Here is a 20,819-nt window from a genome sequence, read left to right as displayed (position 1 = left end):
GGTTAGGAGGAAGCGGCGAGCCATTCGGCGACCGGGTCGTTAATGACCGTGGTATCGGGTTCGATGGCGCGCAGCACGGTGCCGATGTTCAGGGTCACGCCGAGCATCATCAAGAGTCCGCACACGCCCAAAGCGCGCGGGGCAAAGCGGGTGAACAGCGTGGCAAAGCTGGGCGCAGGCGTGGCGAAGGCCAGCGCGCTCACCCGCGCGGCAAACCCGAGGGGCGCGGCGGTGTCGCGCGGGTCGGCGGGGGCTTGGCGGGCGGCCTTCAGCAGTCGGGGCCAGGGCGTAGGGTTGGTTTTCATGCGCGTTCCTTGGTTTTTAGCTCGGTGAAAAGCTTCTGTAGTTTCCGCCGCGCCCGAAAGGCGCGGACTTTGATGAGAGTGATGTTCCAGCCGGTGAGTTCTCCGACTTCGGCCAGGGTTTTTTGCTCCAGGTCGAGCAGTTGCAAAACGACGCGGTCGTCGGGCTTTAGCTGGTCGAGTAATTTATGCACCAGTTCGTGTGCGGCGAGCGCGTCGCCCGCGCCGACTTCGTTTTCGCTGGTGAGCACGGCGTCGAGTACGTCGGCCTCGTTTTCGGAGAGGTCGGCCCAGCGGAATTCGGGGCGGCGTTGCTGGGCGCGCAGGTTGTCGATGCAGGTCGTGACCGCGATGCGCGAAACCCAGTGGGTGAACGGCACGTTGCCCTGATACTGTGCGATGCGGGTGAACATTTTCAGGAAAATCTCCTGGGTGAGGTCTTCTTCGGCCACGCGCCGAGGCAGGCGCGCACGAACGATGCGGATGACCATCGGGTGAAGGTGTTCGACGAGTTCCCGGGCCGCCCGCTGGTCGGCCGCCCGGACACGCTCCAGACATCCGCAGAGGTCGAAGGTCTCGTCGTCAGGGGGCATCGGTGGAGGAATGAACCAGCATACACGTTAGGCAAGACGCCGTTGCGCGAGCCAGGTTACACGCGAGGGCCCTCTTCCAATGCGTTCCTTGACTTTGCGAGGGGGCGGCGGGTATTTAACCTCATATCTTGATGCGAAACATCATTCAGTCGCTCCGACTTAGCTAGACGCACGATCTGAGAGGGCCGCGTGTTCGGCTGGTCGTGCGTCTGTTGTTTCCTCCCCACCTGCTGCCGGCCGCACTGCCAGGCGCAATTATCGCTTCAACCGTCCGTCTTTGTTTCGTTTATGCAATCCGCTCCTATCTCGAAATACCGCCCTTTCCCCTCCGTCGATTTGCCTAACCGCCAGTGGCCCAGCCGCGTCCTCGACCGCGCGCCCGTGTGGTGCAGCGTCGACTTGCGCGATGGCAACCAGTCCCTCGCCCAGCCCATGAGCGTGGAGGAGAAAATCGAGTTTTTCGACCTGCTCGTTAAGATCGGGTTTAAGGAAATCGAGGTCGGCTTCCCCTCCGCCTCGCAAATCGAATTCGATTTCTGCCGCCGCCTGATCGAGGAGAATCACATTCCGGCCGACGTCTCCATCCAGCTGCTGTGCCAATGCCGCGAGGAGCTCATCACCCGTTCGCTCGAGGCGGTGCGCGGGGCCAAGAGCGTGATTTTCCACCTCTATAACTCCACTTCGCCCAAGCAGCGCGAGTACGTCTTCGGCGCGACCAAGGCCGACATCGTGGCCATCGCGGCCAAGGGCATCGCCTTGCTCAAGCAGCACGGCCAGGCGCTCATCGACGAGGGTACGCGCCTGCGCTTGGAGTATTCGCCGGAGAGCTTTACCAGCACCGAGCTGGAGTTCGCCTTGGAGATTTGCGAGGCCGTGACCGACGTCTGGCAGCCGACGCTGGACAACAAGATCATTCTCAACCTGCCGGCCACCGTGGAATACGCCGGGCCCAATGTGCACGCCGACCAGATCGAGTGGATGTGCCGCCACCTCACGCGTCGTGAGCTCACGCAGATTTCGCTGCACACGCACAACGACCGCGGCACCGGTGTGGCCGCGACCGAGTTGGCGCTGTTGGCCGGCGCCGACCGGGTCGAGGGCACCTTGTTCGGCAACGGCGAACGCACGGGCAACCTCGACGTCGTCACCGTGGCGTTGAACCTCTACACGCATGGCATCGACCCGAAGCTGGACTTCGGCGACATCAACGCGGTGCGCGAGGTCTATGAGCGTTGCACGCGCATGGAGGTGCATCCGCGCCACCCCTACGCCGGCGAGTTGGTGTTCACCGCGTTCAGCGGCTCGCACCAAGACGCCATCAAAAAATCTTGGCCGCACCAAAAGGCCGATCGCCCGTGGGACGTGCTCTACATCCCGATCGATCCGGCTGACATCGGGCGCAGCTACAAGGCGATTATCCGCATCAATTCCCAGTCGGGCAAAGGCGGCGTCGCCTATGTTCTTGAAAACGATTTTGGCTACCAGTTGCCCAAGCTCATGCACAAGGAAATCGGCCGCATCATCAACGACCTGGCCGACTCGCGCGGGGCTGAGTTGGCGGCGCAGGACATCCACGACGTATTTGTGCGCGAATACATTGATCGCGCCGCGCCCGTCGAGTTGCGCCAGTTCCGCACCATCGAGCGCACCAGCACCGTCACCTGCCAGTCGGACCTGCTCGTGCACGGTAAGGTGCAAAGCGTGACCGGTGCCGGCAACGGCCCGATCGACGCCTTCGTGCAGTCGCTACGGGCTGCTGAATTGCCCAAATTCGAGTTGCTGAGTTACGCGGAGCACTCCCTCGGCAGCGGCGCGGAGGCGCGCGCGGTGAGTTACATCCAGATCAAGACGGAGCGCGGGGCTACGTTCTTTGGTGCGGGCATCGACACCAACATCGAGCTGGCCTCGATCAAGGCGGTGGTCAGTGCGCTTAACCGCGCGCTGGCCAAGGGGTAGTCGGCGGGTGACCGGAAGGAACCGAGAACGAGTAGGAGTAAGAGAACGAGAAGGATGCGGGAGGGGCGGCATTGTTGCCTGTCGCGGGGGGGATTGAATCGTTCTCTTACTCTTACTCTTACTCTTTCTCTTTCTCTTTCTCGTTCGTCAGTCGATCGTTAGGCGGTCGGACAGGCACGCCGGCTCAAATCCGCTCGACGCGGCGGAACAGCCACACGCCGCAGCCAATAAACAGCACCGGCGGCAGCCACACCAAGAGGTCGGGCCGCAACGCCGGAGTGCGGTCGAGCCAGCCCACGGCCACGGTCAAAAAGTAGTAGCCGAGGGTTAACAGCAGCGCGATGCCGAGGTTGGCCGAGGTTTCCTTGCGCGACACCTTAATGCCGAGGGGAATCGCCAGCAGCGTGAAGGCCAACAGGGTAAACGAGCTGGCGCCTTTCTCGTTCAAGGTCGTCGAAACCTTCATACGATCCGCCAGAGGGGCGTTGTCGCGCTCCAGTTGCCGTTTGCGCTCCAGCAGCTCACCAAAGGTCAACGAACTGAGCTTACGTTGCACGACTTGGCGGCCAAACAGGTTGTCGAGAGGGATGTCCACGGCCACCTCGTCCATCGACACCTGCGCGTCCGTGTTGGCGAAGAGCTCCGGGTTCTTCGGGTTGCGCCGGTCGGAGAACGTGTTGAGCAGGCGCACCTTCATCACGTTGAGATCGTCATCGTAGGCGATGCGCCCGGTCTGCGCGCGCAGGAACTCGGTCACGCGCTTTTCTTTGTCGAGGCGCCACAGCCACACGTCGCCCAGTTCGCCGCCTTTTTTTTGCCCCACGTAGACGACGAAGCCGGGGAAGTCCCGGATGAAGGTCTTTTCCACGATGATGCTCAGCGGGTTTTGCCGCACCGCATCGTTGACCGTGCTGCGGTAGAGTGTGCGCGCCAGCGGCATGTAGTAAAAGTTAAGTCCCAGCGAAACGATCACGCCGAGCGCGGCGATCAGCAGGATCGGGCGGGCGACAAAGCCGATGCCTAGACCGGCCGAGCGCATCGCGGTGATTTCCTGCTGCGCCGACATGCGCCCGAGCACCAGCAATACGCCGGTGAGCATGCCAATGGGCAAGGCGTTGATGCTGACAAAGGGCACGAGGAGGAGGAGCAACTGGAGGAAGGTTTCCGCCGTGAGTTGCCCGGCGAGCAGGTAGCCGAGCAGGTCCTTGAACGCATTGCCGACAATGAGCACGAAACTGAAGATCCCAGCCGCCACCGCGCAGGCGAAGACCACGCTTTTGAAGATATGGCGTTGGAGCAGGTTCATGTTTTATCTGTAATTCTGTTAATTCTGTCTATCGACTCGCATTCCAAGCATGAAGTTTACGCCCGCCAAACCGCCGCTCACCGGCGAGACCCTCGATTCCCTCACCGCCCGTCTCAAGGAGAAGGGTGAACCGGCGTTCCGCGCGAAGCAGATTCTCGAGTGGGTTTACAAAAAACGCGCCCGCACCTGGGACGACATGACCAACCTCTCCAAGCCGCTGCGCACGTGGCTCGACGAGACTTTTGAGCTCATGCCCGCCTCGCTCGTTTCCGGTAAACAGTCCTTGGATGTCACCGACAAGCTCCTCCTTGAGATGGGCGACCGCTCGCTGATCGAGACGGTCATCATCCGTGTGCCGCAGGAAGGCGTGGGCCTCGATCAATCGCGCAAAACCATTTGTATTTCCACCCAGGTCGGCTGCGCCATGGCCTGCGCATTCTGCGCCTCCGGACTCGCCGGACTTAAGCGCGACCTCAATGCCGGCGAGATCGTCGCCCAGCTCCTCCAGGTGTGCTACCGCGAGGACGCCCGTACGCCGCGAGCCCGCATGGAGCTGGCGTCTTTTGACAACATCGTGGTCATGGGCATGGGCGAGCCGCTCGCCAACTACGACAACATCATCCGCGCCCTCACTATCGTAAACGCCGAGTGGGGACTCGGGGTCGGCGCCCGCCGCATCACCCTTTCCACCAGCGGCCTGGTTCCCAAAATCCTGAAACTCGCCGAGGAGCCGCTGGGTCTGCGCTTGGCCATTTCGTTACACGGCGCGACCAACGAGGTCCGCGAGAAGATCATGCCGGTCAACAAGGCCTACCCCTTGGAAAAACTGCTCCCGGCGATCAAGGCGTTTAACGAAAAACACGGCCGCATGGTCACGCTGGAGTTTATCCTCATCGAGGAGATCAACGACTCGCTCGATCAGGCCGAAAAACTCCGCGACATCGCCCGCGACCTCCACGCCCACGTTAACATCATTCCCTACAACACCGTTGAAGGCCTGCCGTGGAAGCGCCCCTCGATTACCCGCCAGGAGCGCTTCGCCGACATCCTGCGCGACGCACGCATTTCCGTGACCCTGCGCCGCGAAAAGGGCCACGACATCGACGCTGCCTGCGGCCAGCTCCGGCTCAAAACCGAAAAAGACCGCGAGTCCGCTGGTGCTGAACCCAGCGGTTGCAATGGGGGCTGAGTCCTTCTTTCTCCCTTCGCAACTAGACCTGCGTGTATCTGTCCTAATCTCTCTGTCCTCCGAATGAATACCGACCGGCCCATCTCCGACCTGTTTGCCGCCAACCGCCCGCTGCGCTCGCTCGAATTTTTCCCGCCCAAGGACGATGCCGGCGTCGAGTCGCTGCGGCAGACCGCCACCGCGCTCAAGGCGATCCCGTGGGATTTTGTGTCGGTCACCTACGGCGCGGGAGGCACCACCCGCGAAAAAACCGCCCAAGTGAGTCGTCTGCTCAAGGACGAGCTGGGTTTTACGGTGATGCCCCACCTGACCTGTGTCGGCCACAGTCGCAGTGAGCTCACCGCGCTCGCCGACCAGATTTATGACGGCGGTTTTCGCAACATCATGACGTTGCGCGGCGATCCGCCCAAGGGTGCAACCGAATTTACCGTCGCGCCCGACGGCCTGCGTTATGCCAGCGAACTGGTGGCGCTGCTGAAGTCGCGTCATCCCGACTTTTGCCTCGGTGTGGGCGGATATCCAGAAAAGCACCCGGAGGCGATTTCGCTCGAAGCCGACCTCGACCACCTCAAGCGCAAGGCGGATGCCGGCGCCGCGTTTGTGACCACCCAGTTGTTTTTCGACAACGCAATCTATCACCGGTTTGTGGACAAGTGCCGCGCCGCTGGGATTACGGTGCCGATTGTGCCCGGCCTGATGCCGGTGCTCTCGGTGAAACAGGTTCAACGCATCGCCACGCTCTCGGGCTCGGTCTTGCCTACTGCGCTTGCTCGTCGTCTGGAGGTCGCGGAGGTTAATCCAGACGTGGTTGAGATTATGGGGATCGATTGGGCGCTCACCCAGATCCGCGATCTGCTCGCGCACGGGGCACCGGGTTATCACCTCTATATTCTGAACCGGGCGAAAAGCGCCCTGGCCCTCGCCGCCGGGCTGGCGGCCTAGGAAGCTACGGTAACCCGCGCGGCTACAAATTCCGGCCGCTGACGTAGTGCGGTGCTTCAGCCCGCCGGTAGCATAGGCCTCGAGTTGCGGGCAGAAGCGCCGCACTACATGCCGACAACGGTCGGGATCAAATCAGCCCTGGCCGCTGTTTCAGAGCAGGTCGTGCTCGACCTTGCGTTCAAGCATGGACTCAAACTCACGCCGCAGTTCCGCAGGCTTTCCCTTGAGGTTGGGCATGAGTGCGAGCCATTGATAAACCTCTTCGCGCAAGTGTTTGGGCATGACGGGCGCGGTCGCCAGGCTGCGGTCGAGGGCGCGTACGCAGGCATCGGCGATGACCTCGCACATGGTTTGGGCGTCGGCGGTGCTGTGCTGGCCGGCAAGACACACGACTTCGTCGCGCTTGTTTTTGCGGGGCGCCGTGTTCAGGCGGGTTTGCCGCGCGGTTTTGTACAGACCGATGCTGTTGAGTACGACGGTGGCGGTGCGCGGATAGAAGCTCGACATCAGATTCCACGGATCGCCGACCTGGTCACCACCGTGGCGAAAGTCACTGCGCAGGATCACCGCCGGAATATCGGCGAATTTGGCGAACATGAACTCAACCACGGTGCCCGAGTCGAGTTCAGTGCCGTCATAGTTAAAAAGTGCCAAGTCGCAGGAGAGCAGGGCGCGGATATCGGCGTCGCGGATACTTTGCGCGGTCGTTCGGCGTTGTTCGAGGTTTTGCGGGAGAACGCACAGGTATTTACCATGAGACTTTTCGAAAATCGCCTCGGCTAGGTAGGCGTTGCCGATGAGGTGCTTTAGGCTGAAAAGCTCGCTGCCGAAATAAACCGTGTAGCTTTTTTTTCTGGATTTGCTGCCTCGGGACATGGGCGCTGAGCAAGTCCACGGTGGCCGAAGGCCACAACGTTTTTTGACGAAAAGCCCAAAGGTCTGCGTTTGGGGTGATTGCCGGAACTCAGCGAGCGGGTAGGGCGGATCGGGGCGGGCGCGCAGTCCGGCGCTGTGGTGGCTTAATCGCGCCAGATATAGAGGGCTGTTGCGAGTGCGGCAAAGGCGATGGTTGGGGCGACCAGCCAGAGCGGGTGGATGGGGACGGCGTAGGCAATGATGGCCCACCAGATGAGGGCGCATTTGACGAGAATCAGCATCCATCCAGCGGCGATCCATTTTTCAGCGCGCGGATTACGGGGTTCACGGGGCAGCGGTGAGGGGGAGCTGTTGGCCTGGCCTGGGGCCGGATCATCGTGGGCTGTGTGGCTGGACATAAATTGATTGTTGGTGTGCGGGCTTGAAAGGAACGGAAGCGGGTTGGATGTGGCGTTTAAAGAGCGCACTCCGCAGCTGAAGGCAAAGGCCATGGCTCAATTTCGCAAAAGCAGCCAAGCCGATATATCGAGTTTTTTCTTGCGCTTAGGAAATGCCTGATCATTTCTAGAGCCTTCATCGTCAGAGAAGCGTTAGATGACAGGAACTGGTGAGTCGTCAGTGGGTATTGGACCCGGGATGATTTGAAACCCGATAGTCGGGAACGGACTGGCAGCAGACGGGGATCGACGAATCATTACTATGAGTTCCAAGCTCTACGTTGGCAACATGTCCTTCAAAACCTCCGAAGACGAGCTCCGCTCCGCTTTCGGCCAGTTCGGCAACGTCACTGACGTTTATGTCGCTATGGACAAAATGACCGGCCGCCCCCGCGGTTTCGCGTTTGTCACTTTCTCTTCCCCTGAAGAGGCGAAGATCGCTGCTGAGAAGCTGAACGGCGTCGATCTCGGCGGCCGCGCTCTCACCGTTAACGAAGCCCGTCCGAAAGAGGAAGGCGCTGGCCGTTCCTTCGGTGGTGGCGGCGGCGGCGGTGGCCGTGGCTTCGGTGGTGGCGGCGGCGGCGGCGAACGCCGTGGCGGCTTCGGTGGTGGCGGCCGCTCCGGCGGCGGCGATCGCCGTTACTAATTCCTGTTTCGGCCTAAATGGCTGATCCCGAAATTTCCAAGGGCGAGACGCCTACCGCGTCTCGCCCTTTTTGTTTTTCAATTTTTACACACCGCTGAGGCGGTTTTTAGGACGGGCGACTTCCGCTTGTCCGTGGGCGCGCGGGTCGCGCGTCCTCTGCTGTGCGCTTCCATGCGCCTGTATTCAGTCCGGCCCGTTATTCGTTCCCATGTCATTTAAAGATCTCAATCTATCCGCGGACGTGCTCCGCGGTGTCGTCGCTGCCGGTTACACCGACCCGACCCCCATTCAGCTTCGCGCCATTCCAGTGGTGCTTTCCGGACGCGACCTGATCGCCTCGGCGCAGACCGGTACCGGTAAGACGGCGGCTTTTGCCCTGCCGATTTTATCTAAACTGGCCTCCCACGGGCGCGCCCCGCGCGTGCTGATCCTAGAGCCCACGCGCGAACTGGCCGCCCAAGTTGAAACCGCCTTCCGCGATTTCGCCCGCTTCACCGATTTGCGCACGGTCGCCCTTTTTGGCGGCGTGGGCTACGGCGCGCAACGCGCCGAGCTCAAGCGCGGCGTCGATGTGATTTCCGCAACCCCGGGTCGCCTAGTTGATTACATCAAGGGTGGGGAGCTTTCTCTCAACACCATCGAGATCCTCGTCCTCGACGAGGTCGACCGCATGCTCGACATGGGCTTCCTGCCGGTCGTCAAAGACATCATCGCGCGCTGCCCCAAGGGCCGCCAGACCCTGTTTTTCTCGGCCACCGTGCCGCCAGAAATCGCCGCGGTTGCCGCGTTTGCTTTGCGCAATCCCGACCGTGTCGAATGCGGCATCAACCGCTCCGTCAACACCTCGGTGAGCCACGCGCTTTACCCGGTCGCCTGGGCTCAAAAATTCGACCTGCTCGTCGCCCTGCTTGAGAAAACCGATTTCCAGAGCGTGCTCATTTTCAGCCGCACCAAGCATGGCGCCGACAAGATTGCCGCGCGCCTCAAGTCCGCCAAGCACACCGTGGCGATTCTCCACGCCAACCGTTCGCAGAACCAGCGCATCGAGGCGCTGGCCGGCTTTAAGAGCGGTAAGTACGAAGTCATGGTGGCCACCGATATCGCCGCGCGCGGCATCGATGTGGCGGGCGTGACCCACGTGATCAATTACGACGTGCCGGAGAATCCCGAGGATTATGTGCACCGTATCGGTCGCACTGGACGCGCCATGGCTGTGGGTGATGCCTTCACGCTGGTTTCGCCGGAAAACGCCGACGACATCCGTGACATCCAGCGCTTCATTGGCGCGAAGATCCCTGAGCTGCGCCTCGAGGGATTTCCCTACCAGCCCTTTGTGGTGAACCCTTCTTACCCTAAAAAAGGCCAGCAGAAGCGCGGCGGTGGCGGTGGCGGAGGCGGTGGTGGTGGCGGCCGACCTGCGCAGCGTCAGTCCGGTGGCCGCCAGGGTGGTGGCGGCGGTCGCTCAGGCGGCGGCGGCGGTGGCGGTGGTGGTGGTGCGGGTGGCGGTGGCGGGCGTGGTCGCCGCTAGGCCTCACCCGTTAGGCCCTCCCCCCGGCAGGAAAAATTTCCGCCGGGGAGCTCGGATAGTAAGATTTATATTCCGCTCGTCGTGATCGCATGTGTAACCTGCGCTCATGAGTGACGAGCTGCCCCCCCCCTCTTTACGCCTGCGGCCTCGTAATCGAGACGCCGCAGATGCCCCGGTAACACCGACAACTCCGCCTGTTGTGCCGATGGATCAAGGCACTGAGACTTTGGCTACGCCCGCAGTTGTTTCCAGTCCGGAAACCGCGCCCGGTCGTTTTCGTCTTAAGCCTAAAATAACTCCAGGCGCAGATGAAGCGGGGTCGCTTTCGGAGGCCCCCGCCCCCGCTTCATCCCCTCTGCTAGCCGCCGCCCAGGACGCGGCTAGCGTTCCCCGGCTCAAACTCAAAGTAGCCCCCTCTACCCCAAGCGATCCGGTCGTTGAATCGATGCCGGATGCCCGTGTTACCCCTTCTGCATGGATCGGCCAGGCCGTTGCGGCTGTGACCCCCGATGCGCTGCAAATCGAGGGGCTTCCCTCCACGGACGATCAGGCGGAGCAGGTGATCATTCCTAGTTTAACCGCTCCTGCGGATTCCGCGGTGGAGCCTATTGCGGAGGCTAGTGCGGCGTCCGTATCCAGCCCGGTCGCACGGGCTACTCCGCCGCCCTTACCCACTTCACCGCCCTTGGTGGTGAAACCGGTGAAGCCCAAGGCAGCTACGCGTTCGCCGCGCGCTTTGATCCTAGGCGGTCTCGTGTTGCTACTGGTGAGCGGCGGTGCGGGTGCCTACTTTTATTTAATGCAGGAAGAGCCCCCGCCGCCGCCACCCTTGGTCCGCCGTGCCCCGGTTGCGCCGGTTCCGAAACCCGCCCCTGCAACGCCTGCGGTCGTGGCCCCTGTGCCCACTCCGGATTTGGCAGGACTCGATCCGCTGCCTCCTGCCCCCGGCAGTCCAAAGCCTGAAGCCGCAGTCGCCGCTAAACCCACAAAAGCCCCCGTCGTTCCGGTAATGACTCCGGCTTTCCGGCTCTGGCTCGAAGGCGTCCGCATCAATGGTGTTACCGCAAGTGCCGGCTCGGTACCGCGGGTGATTATTAACGGCCGCCTGGTTCGTCCCGGTGACACGATCGATTCTACCGAAGGCATCGTGTTCGAATCAGTCGACACCGAGAAAAAGTGCGTGATGTTCAAAAATCGCGCCGGCTTCGTGGCTGCTAAGCCGTACTGAACGGCTTGGCGGCTCGCTATCGGTAGATACCCCAAATCACCACGTATCCACCGGGCCCTTGGGGACGGGGATGGATTCGCGCGCGAACACCGGGTCGTCCGCCGCCCGCATGAAGGAGGCAATCATGGGATCGGGCGTGAATTTGGGCAGGAGGTTGCCGGCCTCGTCGCAGAAGGGCAGGCGCCACTCCAGGAATTCGGCCAGCGCCGATTCAAAGTCGGCCCGCGATTTGATGCTAATGATCCGCGCCTTGAACGGCTTGGACGGGCCAAACCGTTTCGCGTACCACGGGGCGACTTTTCGGAACAGTTTCGACCCTTGTTCCTCGCCGTAAAATTCGCAGTACCGCTCGAAGTGCCGGCACAGGACGCGCACGCGTTCCGCGAAGTCGGGCTCGGGTAACAGTTCGCCCGTGCGCAGGTAGTGGTCGGTGCGCCGGAAAATCCACGGGTCGTAAAACGCGCCGCGCCCCACCGACACGCCGTGGCAACCGGTTTGGTCGATCATGTGTTTGGCGGCCTCGGGCGTGGTGACATCGCCGTTGCCGATCACGGGGATGGATTTTACGGCTTGAACCACCGAGCGGATGCCGGCGAGGTTGACCTGGCCGGCAAAGCCCTGGGCGCGCGTGCGGCCATGGACGAAAACCGCCGCCACACCGGCGTCTTCGAGCACCCGAGCTAGGTCGGGTGCGGTGAGGTTGTCGTCGTCCCAGCCCAGGCGCATCTTGGCGGTGACCGGGATTTTGACTGCGGCGATCATGCCGCGCACCAGGGCGGCGGTTTTATCGAGCTCGGTCATCATGGCGGAGCCGCCGCCGATTTTGACGACCTTTTTTACCGGGCAGCCCATGTTGATGTCGACGGACTGGGCTCCCATTTCCTGGCAGAGCACGGCGGCGTCGCGCATTTCCTCGGCGACGGAGCCGAAGAGCTGGATGGCGAGCGGGCGGTCTTCGGGGCAGGATGCTACGAGCTGGAGGGCGACGCTGTTGCGTTCGAGCAATGAGCGGGCGTTGACCAGATCGGTGGTGGCCCAGCCCAGTCCGCCCAGTTCACGCACGGTGAGGCGCATGGGCAGGTTGGTGTAACCGGCGAGCGGAGACAGGAAGAGATTCGAGGAAAGGGTGTGCGGGCCGATGCGCATGGACGTGCTAATAATAACTCACCTTGCGCCCCGTCGCCCCCGCTACAAACGCAAAAAGCCCGCCGCCGCCCGGCCACTCCACGCAGGCGACTAGCCGCGGGAGGCATGGTATTTCTATAATTACATTTCACTTTGCTTCGCCGAAACCCGAAGGGAAAAACCAAGCCGTGCGACGAGGTGCGCAGGGTTGATAGGTCGAAAAAGGGGGGGGCACAAACCGGACACCACAAAAAAGAGCTTCACTTTTCCGTCCTGTTTTCGGGTGGGAAAAAAACCTGTTAATCACTATTGGATAACGGGTTTTTAAAGTGGTGGGCCCACTGGGATTTGAACCCAGAACCAAGGGATTATGAGTCCCCTGCTCTAACCATTGAGCTATAGGCCCGCAGCTGTCGTTTTTACGCTTTCCTGTTGGGGGTGGTCGTAACACGGAAATGTTCCGTGACTAGACTGAAACCCGGGCGCGGAGTCATCCGCTTTTTTTGGAAAAAAGCGATACCTTGTAATGTTTTTTTTCTGAATCCCCGCTCATTTAGCTCCACGCTCCTCAATGTATACCTCGGTCCGTTTGGCTCCTGCTGCTGTGCGCCTCAGGGCTTCGCTGCGTTTAAAATCCAGCATCTTGGTTTCGGATTTATCTGCGCCAACAGCTTGCTCGGTCTCATCAGGGAAGTCTTACCCCCATTCGCGTTGAGGATTGGTTGAATTGGCCAGGGCCGGCCAACGCTGTACGGGATCGGGATATGTACCAGGGTTGGCCGTCACGGCCAGGGGGGGGCGGGAGTTTCGACAAATTGGCCAGGGACGGCCAAAACTCGCGATAGGCTGAATTTGAATGCGAATGCGAGTTAGCCGTTCAGGTTAAAACTCCGATTGAGAGTCCAACCTGTTAAACCCGAACTCCTGAGTTGGCGGCGATGAGTTGGCGCAAGATGCTGGAGCAGATGATCGTGAGTGAATCCCCGAGGTGCACTGAATAGCGCTTCGAGTGGGTGAATGAACGGTCAGATGCCCAGCAAGTTGCACCAGATCGCGCCGACCAACTCAGGCGTTCGGCTTAAACGGTTCAGCCGGCTACGTCGCGGGGCTGCCGCGGCGGATCTTGAGGTGCGCCCACGCTTGCTCGAGCGACTGCGCCAGCGGTTGCATCGAGACCGGCTTGCTCAGGTAGTCGTCCATGCCCGCCGCCAGGCACGATTCACGGTCCCCGTTGAGCGCGTTCGCCGTCATCGCAATGATCCACGGACGCCGGCTCGTTTCGTGTTGTTCGCAAATGCGCGTGGTCGCCTCCAGGCCGTCCATGATGGGCATTTGCATGTCCATAAACACGACGTCGTAGAGGCCGGTCTGGACTGCGGCCACCGCCGCCCGACCGTCGGCCACCACGTCGCAGGTGTAGCCGATGCGCTCGAGCATGAACGTCACGACTTGTTGGTTTACCTCCAGATCCTCGGCTAGCAGGATTCGCAACGGGTAGGTCTGGCCTTGCGCCACGGCCGTTTGCTGCGGCGCATCCACGACGGGTTGGCCCTGCGGAAGAAACAGGTTGATCAACGCATCGCGCAGCACGCCGAGTTTAACCGGCTTGGAAATGAGCCGCGTCACGCCCAGGCATTCCGGGGACTGGCCACCCGGGCCCAGCAACGTCAGGGCGATGATGGGCAGGCTCGCGGCCGTAAACGTGCGCCGCAGTTCCGTGATCAGGGCCCGCCCGTCCATGCCTTTCAATTGGAGGTCAATGACCGCCGCCTCGGGTGTTGCTTCTTGCGCTAGTGCTTAATTGCGTAGATTAATGATAGTATTTCTGAGTTGGCTTCCCTTGACCTCGCGCTTGCGCCACTTGAACGGCTTGGCATTGGGCAGGTAGGCGGCGACGAAAGCGTCAATGGCCTGACTAAGTTCGGCGACGCTTCTGAAGTTCGCGCCCCGTAGCGCCTTCCTTGTTAGTATGCCGAACCAGATTTCAACTTGATTGAGCCAACTCGCCGAGGTTGGGGTAAAGTGGAAGTGGACATTGGGGTGCCGAGCGAGCCAAGCGTCGCACTTTTTGTGGGTGCAATAATTATCCAAAATCACGTGGAGTTCTCTCTCGGGCGGGTGATCCGCCACCACTTGGTCCATGAACAGCAGGAACTCCTCCCGGCGCTTAAGGGTGGTTTTCTGCGTCTTGATCAAGCCCGTGGCCACATCAAGGGCAGCGAACAAGTTGAGTGTACCGTGGCGCTTGTAGGTGCTTTTGAGTCCCTGGACGATTTTACCATTGTCGGTCTCCACGTAACCGGTGGCGCGCTCTAGGGCTTGGATGCCAGGCTTTTCATCCACACTTATCACCAATGCCTTTTCCGGTGGGCTCAGGTAGAGCCCGACGATATCGGCTGCCTTGGCTGCGAACTGCTTGTCAGTGCTCACGCACCACGAGCGCTGGCGCTGCAGGCAAATGCCCTCCTTGCGCAGCACTCGCCAGACCGCGTGCACCGAGCCGCCGAGCACACGGGCCACCGCTGGACCATCCCAGCGCGCCTGCCCCGGAGGGGGTGGCCCTTCCAATAAAGCCAGCACCCGATCTCGAAAGTCCTCACCGTAGGTGCGCTTCGCGCCCGGCCGTGCCGCATCATCCAGCCCCTTCATGCCAAGCAGCACAAAGCGTGTGAGCGGCGGCGCGAACACCGTCTATTTCTGGCGGTTACAAAATCACCTGTCGTAAAAGCCGATGACCGGCCCCGCCAGGGGCCGATCATCAGGCCCGGTCAGCTTGCAGGTTCGTCGGCCAGGCGGTCTTTCATGCGGTAGGATTTGCCCTCGATGACGACGGTCTGGGCCCGGTGCAGTAGGCGGTCCAGGATCGCCGCGGTGATGCCAGCGTCGTTGTTAAAGATCCCTGCCCAGTGTTTGTAGGCCTTGTTGGTGGTGACGATCAGCGAGCCGCGTTCGTAGCGTTGGCTGACGATCTGGAAGAGCAGGTCGGCCCCCGACTTGTCGAGCGGCAGGTAGCCGACCTCATCGAGCACGAGCACCGCAGGGGTCATGTAACGCTTCAACTCGGCTTGCAACCGGTGCAGGGACTGGGCGGTGACCAGGGCGTTGATCGCGTCCACCGCCGTCGTAAACAGCACCGTGTAGCCCGCCTGGCACGCCGCGTAGCCCAACGCGCTCGCGAGATGTGTCTTCCCAAGCCCCACACCACCGCAAAACACCGCGTTGGTGCGCTCCTTGACAAAGCCCAGTTCGAAGAGGTGCCGCACCTGCGCTTCGTTCAACTCCTTGGGCCAGTCCCACTGGAACTGGTCGACGGTTTTCTTGACCGGGAAGCGCGCTGCCTGGATGCGCCGCTCCAGCGCCCGGATCTGGCGGTCCTGGGTCTCGGCCTGCACCAGTCGGCGTAAAAATTCGGCGTGCGAACAGCGCGCCTTGGCCGCCTCGGCCGTGAGTTCGCCGTGGTGGCGCAGCAGGTAACCGAGTTTCAGGTACTTGAGTTGATCTTTTAATAAATCGGTTTTTTCGGGTTCTGTTTTCATTGGGTATAGGGGCTTAAATCCGGGGGACGCAGTTCGAGTTCCAGTGCGGCCAACGCGTCGGCGCGGGTGAGGTGGATCGGCCCGGCTTGCGGCAAGGCCCGCGCGCGTTGTTCGAGCAAGTTGAGGATGTAATCGCTGGAGTAGGCGCCGAGTTCATGGGCGCTTTCGATCGCCCGGCCGACTGCCTCCGTTCCATACAGGGCCACCAAACCCACGATAGTCGCCAGGTGGTGTCCCGCGTTGAGCCGGCGCTCCTCCAGCCCCCGTTGGTAGGCGGGTGCCGCCGGGCTCAGTTCCAAAAACCGTAGCCGCAGGCGCTGCCGCGCCCCCTGCCGTTTGCGCTCCTCGAGTTCGCGCACATGCTCGGGGTTTTCCACATCGGCGCGGCGGGCAAAACTGCGGGCATGCTCGGCCACCAGGGTGCGGTCCGCATAAAACCTCACCTGCGCCCCCTCGATCTGCGCGGTGAGTAGCGCCCCGGCAAACTTCGTGGGCACCGAGTAGCGGTTCGTTTCGATACTCACCCGGCACCGCCGCGACGCCCGCACGCTTAAGGTGCGCACCGCCGGACTGGCCACCGGGTTAAGCGGCAGGAGCGCAGCGCGCTCCTCGGGCAGCCGGTCCACCGGCCGGCCCTGGGTTTCAGCGTGAACGCGCACGTTGGCCACCGTTTCCAGCCACAAGCTGGCGGCCGGCCCCAGCTCGGTAAACCCGTTCATCTGCCGCCCGCCAAGGAAGCTTTTTTTCACGTAACCCACCGCGTTTTCCACCATGCCCTTGGACTGCGGATGCCCCGGCCCGCACGCTTTTATCGTAAACCCGTAGTGCCGGGCAAAGTCCAGGTACTGGGCGTTGTACACCGGGTCGGTCCCGGGCACATGCGAGAGGACGGCCGTCTTGCAGTTGTCCACCATCACCTCGCGCGGCACCCCGCCGAGTTTTTCAAAGGCGCGCCGGTGACAGCCCAGCCACCACTCCTGGCCCTGCCCGAGGGTAAATTCCACATGCAGGAACCGGCTGTACCCCAAAACCATGACGAAAAAACTTAAAGCCCGCCGGGTGCCGTCCACCTCCACCGCGCCAAAACTGCCCCAGTCCACCTGCGCGGTCTGGCCGGGGGCAAACTTGAGGGTAAGAAACGCCTCCAGGTTCCTCGGCCGCACCCGCCGCACGTAGTCTTTCAAAATTGAATACCCGCCCGTGTACCCCCGCTCGCGCACCTTTTGCCAGAGCTGCATGGCGGTGAACGGATGGGCCTCCAGCCAGCGCGCGATCGCCGGCTTGTGCACGTCGAGCTTGCTTGGCCTAGGCACCTGCGCGGCCTGGCTGCGCACGTACTTTTCCTGCGCCTGCCAGCGCCTCACCGTCTGCACGTGCAACTGGAGCGAGCGGGCGATTTGCGGCGCACTGTGACCGGCCGCCTCCGCCTGTTTTATCCGGCAATACAGTTCGTAATCGATCACGCGCCCACCTCCCGGCTCGGCGGCGGCGTTGCCGCCAGCGTGTGCGTTGGCCTGCCCCGGTCCAAGGAGAGCACCTGGTAAAGTGGCGCGGCGTAGGCGATCACCCCGGCCTCGATTAACTGCCGGCGCGCCTCGACCAGGCCGTCCTCGCTGAGCGTGAGCAGCCGGGCCAGGGTGCGCGTGGCGTAGTAACTCAGCCCGTCGGCGTCGCCCACGGTGACCAGGACCAGATAGAGGCCCCAGGCGGGGGCACTGGCCCGCCCCAGGTAATTGCCCCGCACCAGCCGGTGGTCCAGCCAGCTAAACTGGGCCGGCGTGCGCCGGAGTTGTTCGCGATCGATCGGTTGTTTTTGCATAATCGGGCGGCTGGACGTCGATGCCCAGGATCACCCGCCCCCGGGATTGCAGGTGTCGCAGCATGGGTTCGAGGTCCTCTTGTAACGTCACTCCGGCGAACTGCGCGATAAGCCCCACGAGCACAGGGTTTTGCGACTCCCATCTGTCTTGTAACGGCACGCAGGGATTCGGTAACGCCACCTCGGCGACCGGCTCGGCTTTAGGCTGGTGCACAACGGATTGCGTAGTTGGGATGTCTTGTAACGCCACCCGCCGTCGCGGCCCCCTCCGCCTTGAGTACCCCGGATTGGCCTTCCGCCACTCCTGCACCCGTTGGACATTTTCTGGGCCTTTCCAGTGGTCGAGGTTCTCCGGCTTCGCCAACCATTTGGCCTGACTGGCCGCCCGGCTCGCCCGTCGGCATCCCGGCTTCCCGCAGTAGCGCTGACGCTCGCGGTTATGCGCGTCGGGCAGAAAGAAATCGACACAGTGCAAACACTTGCGTGAACCGGTTGGATGCATCGCTGTGCATCCGCCAAGCGTCCCGCCGGTTCAATCTCCACCCATTCGCACCCCTCATATCCCCAGCCGGACAGGGAAGAAAACCCACCCACGGAAGAAGAGTATTACTCTTTTTAAGGGGAAGAAGATCCACCGAAGAAGAAGTGCATTCCTAACCGCCAGAAATAGACGCTTTCCCGCTCGCCGCTCACACAAAGCGATCCCTCCACTTTATTACGGTGTTCGGCCTGGTGTTGCAGCGGCGCGCCACCTCTTGCACCTGCTCGCCACTCACGCACCCAAGGATCATCCGGGCGCGCTCAACTCGCTGCCTCGACTCAATCCGGCTGGTTGCCCGTTTTTCTAGGGATTGCTGATCCCCCTCGCTACAAGTGATTCGCACGGCTTTTCGTCCCATCTACAAAGCGGATACAATATCACTTATTATTGCAAGTAAGCACTAGCAGCGCCAGGGCCTCCGCCGCTGAACCGGCCAGCAGGGGGATGACGCCCCAGTTTTGCACCTCTTGGGCGAGGATTTGGCGGTGGGTGGCGTTGTCCTCCACAATCAGGATACGCCGCCCCTCCAGTTTGGGGATGCGTTTGGCCATGGCCGTGGCTTTGCCGATCGGCTCCAGGGGGATTTCAAACTGGAAATCCGAGCCCTGGCCGATGACCGAATCCACCCAAATGCGCCCGCCCATCAGGGCGACCAGGCGCTGACAGATGGCCAACCCCAGGCCCGTGCCGCCATATTTACGCGTCGTGGAGGCCTCGGCCTGGCTGTAGGATTTAAAGAGCCGGTTGATGCCGTCGCTGGAAATGCCGATGCCGGTGTCGCGCACGGACACGTGCAGGCAGAGTGCGCCGGTGGCGTTGATCCGGGGGGTGCACGCCACCAGGACTTCGCCCTTCTCGGTGAACTTAACTGCATTGCCGACCAAGTTAATAAAAATCTGCCGTAGCCGGGTGATATCGCCCACCAACAGGTCGGGCAGGTCGGGAGAGACGCGGCAGAGCAATTCGACGCCCTTTTTACCCGCCGGACGTGCGGCGATGTCGAGTGCGCCCTCGACGCAGTCGCGCAAATGCACGGGCGCCTTTTCCAGTTCCATCTGCCCAGACTCGATTTTGGAGAAATCCAGGATGTCGTTTAACAGCCCCAGCAGGGCATCGCTGCTGGTGCGCACCGTGGCGGCAAAATCGCGTTGTTGGTGGGACAGCGGCGTATCGAGCAAGAGTTCCGACATGCCGATGATGGCATTGAGCGGGGTGCGGATTTCGTGGCTCATGCTGGCAAGGAACTCGGCCTTGGCCAACGCAGCCATTTGAGCCTCGCGCGTCAGTTGTTCTGCTCGGTTAGTCGCCTGTTCTAGGGCCTGATTGCGTTCCTTGAGGAGCTCCTCGGTGCGTTTGAGGGCATCGATATCGAGCAAGATGCCCGTTACCCGCCGAGCGCCTCCGGAGCAGTCGTAGAGCGACTCGCACTTGACGCGCACCCACACAAATTCGCCATCCTCCCTGAGTAAACGTGCCTCCTGGTCGAAGGCCACGCCTTGGTTCATGGCTAGGTCGAAAGCAGACTGGATACGTTGGCGATCAAGGGGGTGGTAGAAATTGATACTGGCGTCGAAGGTGACCGGTGTGCCGGGTTCGATCCCGTGTAGCTCGTAAGTGATGTCCGACCAAAAAACGAAGTCACGGGAGGCATCGACCTGCCAATGGCCCAGCCGGGCGATGCGGCCGGCCTTGGCCAGCAAATCGGTGGTTTTTTGCAGGCGTTCCTTGGCCTCGTGGAGAGCGGTGACGTCACGCGACACACCGAAAGTGCCGACGATTTCACCGCGCGAATTAAAAAAGGGGTATTTGCAGGTGTGTGCCCAGCGTACGCTGCCGTCGGGGAAGTCCTCCCGCTCCTCGGCGTTGAGCAACGGTGCGCCCGTGCGCATGATTTCCTGTTCATCGGCCAGCGCCTGCGCGGCGTGCTTGTCGCCAAAGAAATCCGCATCGGTACGCCCGATCACCTGCTCGACCACGTTGCACCCCAAGTAACGCACCAGAGTGCGGCTGACGCAGACAAACCGGCTTTGGCGGTCTTTGAAATAAATCGCCTCGGCGGCGTTCTGCAAAAGTACCGTTAACAGCGAGGTGGGGTCGGAGGGTGGCATGGGCATGACGGGCGGAATGGACGAAGGTGCGACGCGTTACCTTTCGTGGTGAGCGCGTCAAAGTGAGTATATCGGCACAACCCGGCAAAAACTTGAGCCGCGAGGTGCTGCGCCGAGGATCCGCCGGGGGCAATGGCCCTCGGTTAACCCCGAAACACATCGTAAGACCTGATTTTTTATGGCCAATGCGATGGTCGTGAACCCTATGCATGGGGGGCGGTCGGCGATTGTATGTCTCCTACACACACACACGCCCTGCTTACCGTTTTGATGGAGCACTTTCGGACCCTCGACATCCGTTTTAAGCGCAGGAGGATATGGACGCCTGAAAGGGTGGTGGTGGGGATGCTCACGCTGATATCACAGCCTTGCATGTCCTCGGTGGAGAAGCTCATGTCGGAGCTTGTGGAACCGTTTCTGCTGCCGTGCATTCCGTCTGACTCGACCTTCGTCGAGGCGCGGCAGAAGTTTGCCAAACAGTTCCCGACGGCCATGCGGGATCTGTGGCAGCGTCTGGTCGAACATGCGGTAAAGTTGATTGCCAAGTCCCGCCGGACCGTCGGCGGACTGCAATGGGTGGCGGTCGACGGCACGTGGGTTTGGGCACCTCACGAAGCCGGTAACGTCGCTCGCTGGGGGCAACCCAAAGCCGGTGAGGCAAAGAAGCTGCACTTCCCTCAGATGCTC

At 61.6% G+C, this 20,819-nt stretch carries 19 protein-coding genes and 1 tRNA gene (1 of these 20 only partly in view); 7 read left to right on the top strand and 13 right to left on the bottom strand.

The annotated features are described in order from the left end of the window. Positions 1 to 2: 2 nt before the first annotated feature. Positions 3 to 305: a hypothetical protein gene (locus H2170_08540; GenBank protein MCS6300131.1), complete on the bottom strand. Its 303-nt coding sequence runs from the start codon at positions 303 to 305 to the stop codon at positions 3 to 5. Next, complete coding sequence (locus H2170_08535; protein MCS6300130.1) at positions 302 to 895, bottom strand: RNA polymerase sigma factor; 594 nt, start codon at positions 893 to 895, stop codon at positions 302 to 304. Before H2170_08535 ends, H2170_08540 begins: the two co-directional genes overlap by 4 nt. A 288-nt stretch (positions 896 to 1,183) precedes the next feature. On the opposite strand from H2170_08535, the gene leuA reads away from it, so the two are divergent. Then, on the top strand, positions 1,184 to 2,851 hold the full coding sequence (gene leuA, locus H2170_08530; GenBank protein MCS6300129.1) for a 2-isopropylmalate synthase: 1,668 nt from the start codon (positions 1,184 to 1,186) through the stop codon (positions 2,849 to 2,851). 184 nt (positions 2,852 to 3,035) lie between these two features. Here leuA and H2170_08525 read toward each other — a convergent pair whose 3' ends face one another. Then, positions 3,036 to 4,157: an LptF/LptG family permease gene (locus H2170_08525; GenBank protein ID MCS6300128.1), complete on the bottom strand. Its 1,122-nt coding sequence runs from the start codon at positions 4,155 to 4,157 to the stop codon at positions 3,036 to 3,038. A gap of 49 nt (positions 4,158 to 4,206) precedes the next feature. Here H2170_08525 and rlmN point away from each other — a divergent pair, with 49 nt between their 5' ends. Together rlmN and metF are read left to right on the top strand one after the other, a co-directional pair. Next, the gene (gene rlmN, locus H2170_08520) at positions 4,207 to 5,346 is read left to right on the top strand and encodes a 23S rRNA (adenine(2503)-C(2))-methyltransferase RlmN (protein ID MCS6300127.1); all 1,140 of its coding nucleotides are present in this window, start codon (positions 4,207 to 4,209) and stop codon (positions 5,344 to 5,346) included. A gap of 63 nt (positions 5,347 to 5,409) precedes the next feature. Continuing rightward, on the top strand, positions 5,410 to 6,288 hold the full coding sequence (gene metF / locus H2170_08515) for a methylenetetrahydrofolate reductase [NAD(P)H] (protein ID MCS6300126.1): 879 nt from the start codon (positions 5,410 to 5,412) through the stop codon (positions 6,286 to 6,288). Positions 6,289 to 6,438: 150 nt separating this feature from the next. Here the strand turns inward: metF and H2170_08510 are convergent, their stop codons facing one another. Together H2170_08510 and H2170_08505 are read right to left on the bottom strand one after the other, a co-directional pair. Beyond that, positions 6,439 to 7,164 (bottom strand): nucleoside 2-deoxyribosyltransferase, encoded by a 726-nt coding sequence (locus tag H2170_08510; GenBank protein MCS6300125.1) that lies wholly within the window; start codon positions 7,162 to 7,164, stop codon positions 6,439 to 6,441. 143 nt (positions 7,165 to 7,307) lie between these two features. After that, positions 7,308 to 7,562 (bottom strand): hypothetical protein, encoded by a 255-nt coding sequence (locus H2170_08505; protein ID MCS6300124.1) that lies wholly within the window; start codon positions 7,560 to 7,562, stop codon positions 7,308 to 7,310. Between the two features lie 301 nt (positions 7,563 to 7,863). Here H2170_08505 and H2170_08500 point away from each other — a divergent pair, with 301 nt between their 5' ends. From H2170_08500 to H2170_08490, 3 genes are all read left to right on the top strand, one after another. Next, on the top strand, positions 7,864 to 8,247 hold the full coding sequence (locus tag H2170_08500; protein ID MCS6300123.1) for an RNA-binding protein: 384 nt from the start codon (positions 7,864 to 7,866) through the stop codon (positions 8,245 to 8,247). Positions 8,248 to 8,455: 208 nt separating this feature from the next. Further along, complete coding sequence (locus H2170_08495; GenBank protein MCS6300122.1) at positions 8,456 to 9,775, top strand: DEAD/DEAH box helicase; 1,320 nt, start codon at positions 8,456 to 8,458, stop codon at positions 9,773 to 9,775. Positions 9,776 to 9,980: 205 nt separating this feature from the next. Further along, entirely contained in the window at positions 9,981 to 11,003 is a 1,023-nt protein-coding gene (locus tag H2170_08490) for a hypothetical protein (GenBank protein ID MCS6300121.1), read from the top strand. A gap of 36 nt (positions 11,004 to 11,039) precedes the next feature. On the opposite strand, the gene dusB is transcribed toward H2170_08490, so the two are convergent. The 8 genes from dusB to H2170_08450 form a co-directional block, all read right to left on the bottom strand. Next, positions 11,040 to 12,149 (bottom strand): tRNA dihydrouridine synthase DusB, encoded by a 1,110-nt coding sequence (gene dusB, locus H2170_08485; GenBank protein ID MCS6300120.1) that lies wholly within the window; start codon positions 12,147 to 12,149, stop codon positions 11,040 to 11,042. 309 nt (positions 12,150 to 12,458) lie between these two features. Beyond that, positions 12,459 to 12,534 (bottom strand) — tRNA-Ile (locus H2170_08480). Positions 12,535 to 13,223: 689 nt separating this feature from the next. Further along, positions 13,224 to 13,877, bottom strand: a complete 654-nt coding sequence (locus H2170_08475) for a response regulator (GenBank protein ID MCS6300119.1) — start codon at positions 13,875 to 13,877, stop codon at positions 13,224 to 13,226. A gap of 48 nt (positions 13,878 to 13,925) precedes the next feature. Then, complete coding sequence (locus H2170_08470; protein MCS6300118.1) at positions 13,926 to 14,777, bottom strand: IS630 family transposase; 852 nt, start codon at positions 14,775 to 14,777, stop codon at positions 13,926 to 13,928. A 119-nt stretch (positions 14,778 to 14,896) separates the two neighbouring features. Beyond that, the gene (locus tag H2170_08465) at positions 14,897 to 15,664 is read right to left on the bottom strand and encodes an ATP-binding protein (protein ID MCS6300117.1); all 768 of its coding nucleotides are present in this window, start codon (positions 15,662 to 15,664) and stop codon (positions 14,897 to 14,899) included. Beyond that, on the bottom strand, positions 15,661 to 17,127 hold the full coding sequence (locus tag H2170_08460) for an IS21 family transposase (GenBank protein ID MCS6300116.1): 1,467 nt from the start codon (positions 17,125 to 17,127) through the stop codon (positions 15,661 to 15,663). The genes H2170_08465 and H2170_08460 overlap by 4 nt, the downstream gene beginning before the upstream one ends. Next, positions 17,124 to 17,483, bottom strand: coding sequence for a hypothetical protein (locus H2170_08455; GenBank protein MCS6300115.1), 360 nt, complete (start codon positions 17,481 to 17,483; stop codon positions 17,124 to 17,126). The genes H2170_08460 and H2170_08455 overlap by 4 nt, the downstream gene beginning before the upstream one ends. A gap of 918 nt (positions 17,484 to 18,401) precedes the next feature. Then, on the bottom strand, positions 18,402 to 20,138 hold the full coding sequence (locus tag H2170_08450) for a PAS domain-containing protein (protein MCS6300114.1): 1,737 nt from the start codon (positions 20,136 to 20,138) through the stop codon (positions 18,402 to 18,404). Positions 20,139 to 20,504: 366 nt separating this feature from the next. Between H2170_08450 and H2170_08445 the strand changes: the two genes are divergently transcribed. Then, positions 20,505 to 20,819: the 5' end (the start) of a transposase gene (locus tag H2170_08445; protein ID MCS6300113.1), read on the top strand. Its footprint extends 867 nt past the window's final position; 315 of the gene's 1,182 nt are visible here — the first part of the coding sequence; the start codon lies at positions 20,505 to 20,507; the stop codon falls past the right edge of the window.

It is taken from the genome of Opitutus sp. (assembly GCA_024998815.1).
In the GTDB taxonomy this organism is placed as follows: Bacteria; Verrucomicrobiota; Verrucomicrobiia; order Opitutales; family Opitutaceae; genus Rariglobus.
Note: the sequence above shows the minus strand (reverse complement) of the source record. Positions and strands in the feature narration are given on the sequence as shown.

Excerpts from the sequence above, each read along its gene's own strand:
- H2170_08540 (MCS6300131.1), bottom strand. The coding sequence starts at position 305 with ATGAAAACCAACCCTACGCCCTGGCCCCGACTGCTGAAGGCCGCCCGC.
- H2170_08535 (MCS6300130.1), bottom strand. The coding sequence starts at position 895 with ATGCCCCCTGACGACGAGACCTTCGACCTCTGCGGATGTCTGGAGCGT.
- leuA (MCS6300129.1), top strand. The coding sequence starts at position 1,184 with ATGCAATCCGCTCCTATCTCGAAATACCGCCCTTTCCCCTCCGTCGAT.
- H2170_08525 (MCS6300128.1), bottom strand. The coding sequence starts at position 4,157 with ATGAACCTGCTCCAACGCCATATCTTCAAAAGCGTGGTCTTCGCCTGC.
- rlmN (MCS6300127.1), top strand. The coding sequence starts at position 4,207 with ATGAAGTTTACGCCCGCCAAACCGCCGCTCACCGGCGAGACCCTCGAT.
- metF (MCS6300126.1), top strand. The coding sequence starts at position 5,410 with ATGAATACCGACCGGCCCATCTCCGACCTGTTTGCCGCCAACCGCCCG.
- H2170_08510 (MCS6300125.1), bottom strand. The coding sequence starts at position 7,164 with ATGTCCCGAGGCAGCAAATCCAGAAAAAAAAGCTACACGGTTTATTTC.
- H2170_08505 (MCS6300124.1), bottom strand. The coding sequence starts at position 7,562 with ATGTCCAGCCACACAGCCCACGATGATCCGGCCCCAGGCCAGGCCAAC.
- H2170_08500 (MCS6300123.1), top strand. The coding sequence starts at position 7,864 with ATGAGTTCCAAGCTCTACGTTGGCAACATGTCCTTCAAAACCTCCGAA.
- H2170_08495 (MCS6300122.1), top strand. The coding sequence starts at position 8,456 with ATGTCATTTAAAGATCTCAATCTATCCGCGGACGTGCTCCGCGGTGTC.
- H2170_08490 (MCS6300121.1), top strand. The coding sequence starts at position 9,981 with ATGGATCAAGGCACTGAGACTTTGGCTACGCCCGCAGTTGTTTCCAGT.
- dusB (MCS6300120.1), bottom strand. The coding sequence starts at position 12,149 with ATGCGCATCGGCCCGCACACCCTTTCCTCGAATCTCTTCCTGTCTCCG.
- H2170_08470 (MCS6300118.1), bottom strand. The coding sequence starts at position 14,777 with ATGAAGGGGCTGGATGATGCGGCACGGCCGGGCGCGAAGCGCACCTAC.
- H2170_08465 (MCS6300117.1), bottom strand. The coding sequence starts at position 15,664 with ATGAAAACAGAACCCGAAAAAACCGATTTATTAAAAGATCAACTCAAG.
- H2170_08455 (MCS6300115.1), bottom strand. The coding sequence starts at position 17,483 with ATGCAAAAACAACCGATCGATCGCGAACAACTCCGGCGCACGCCGGCC.
- H2170_08450 (MCS6300114.1), bottom strand. The coding sequence starts at position 20,138 with ATGCCCATGCCACCCTCCGACCCCACCTCGCTGTTAACGGTACTTTTG.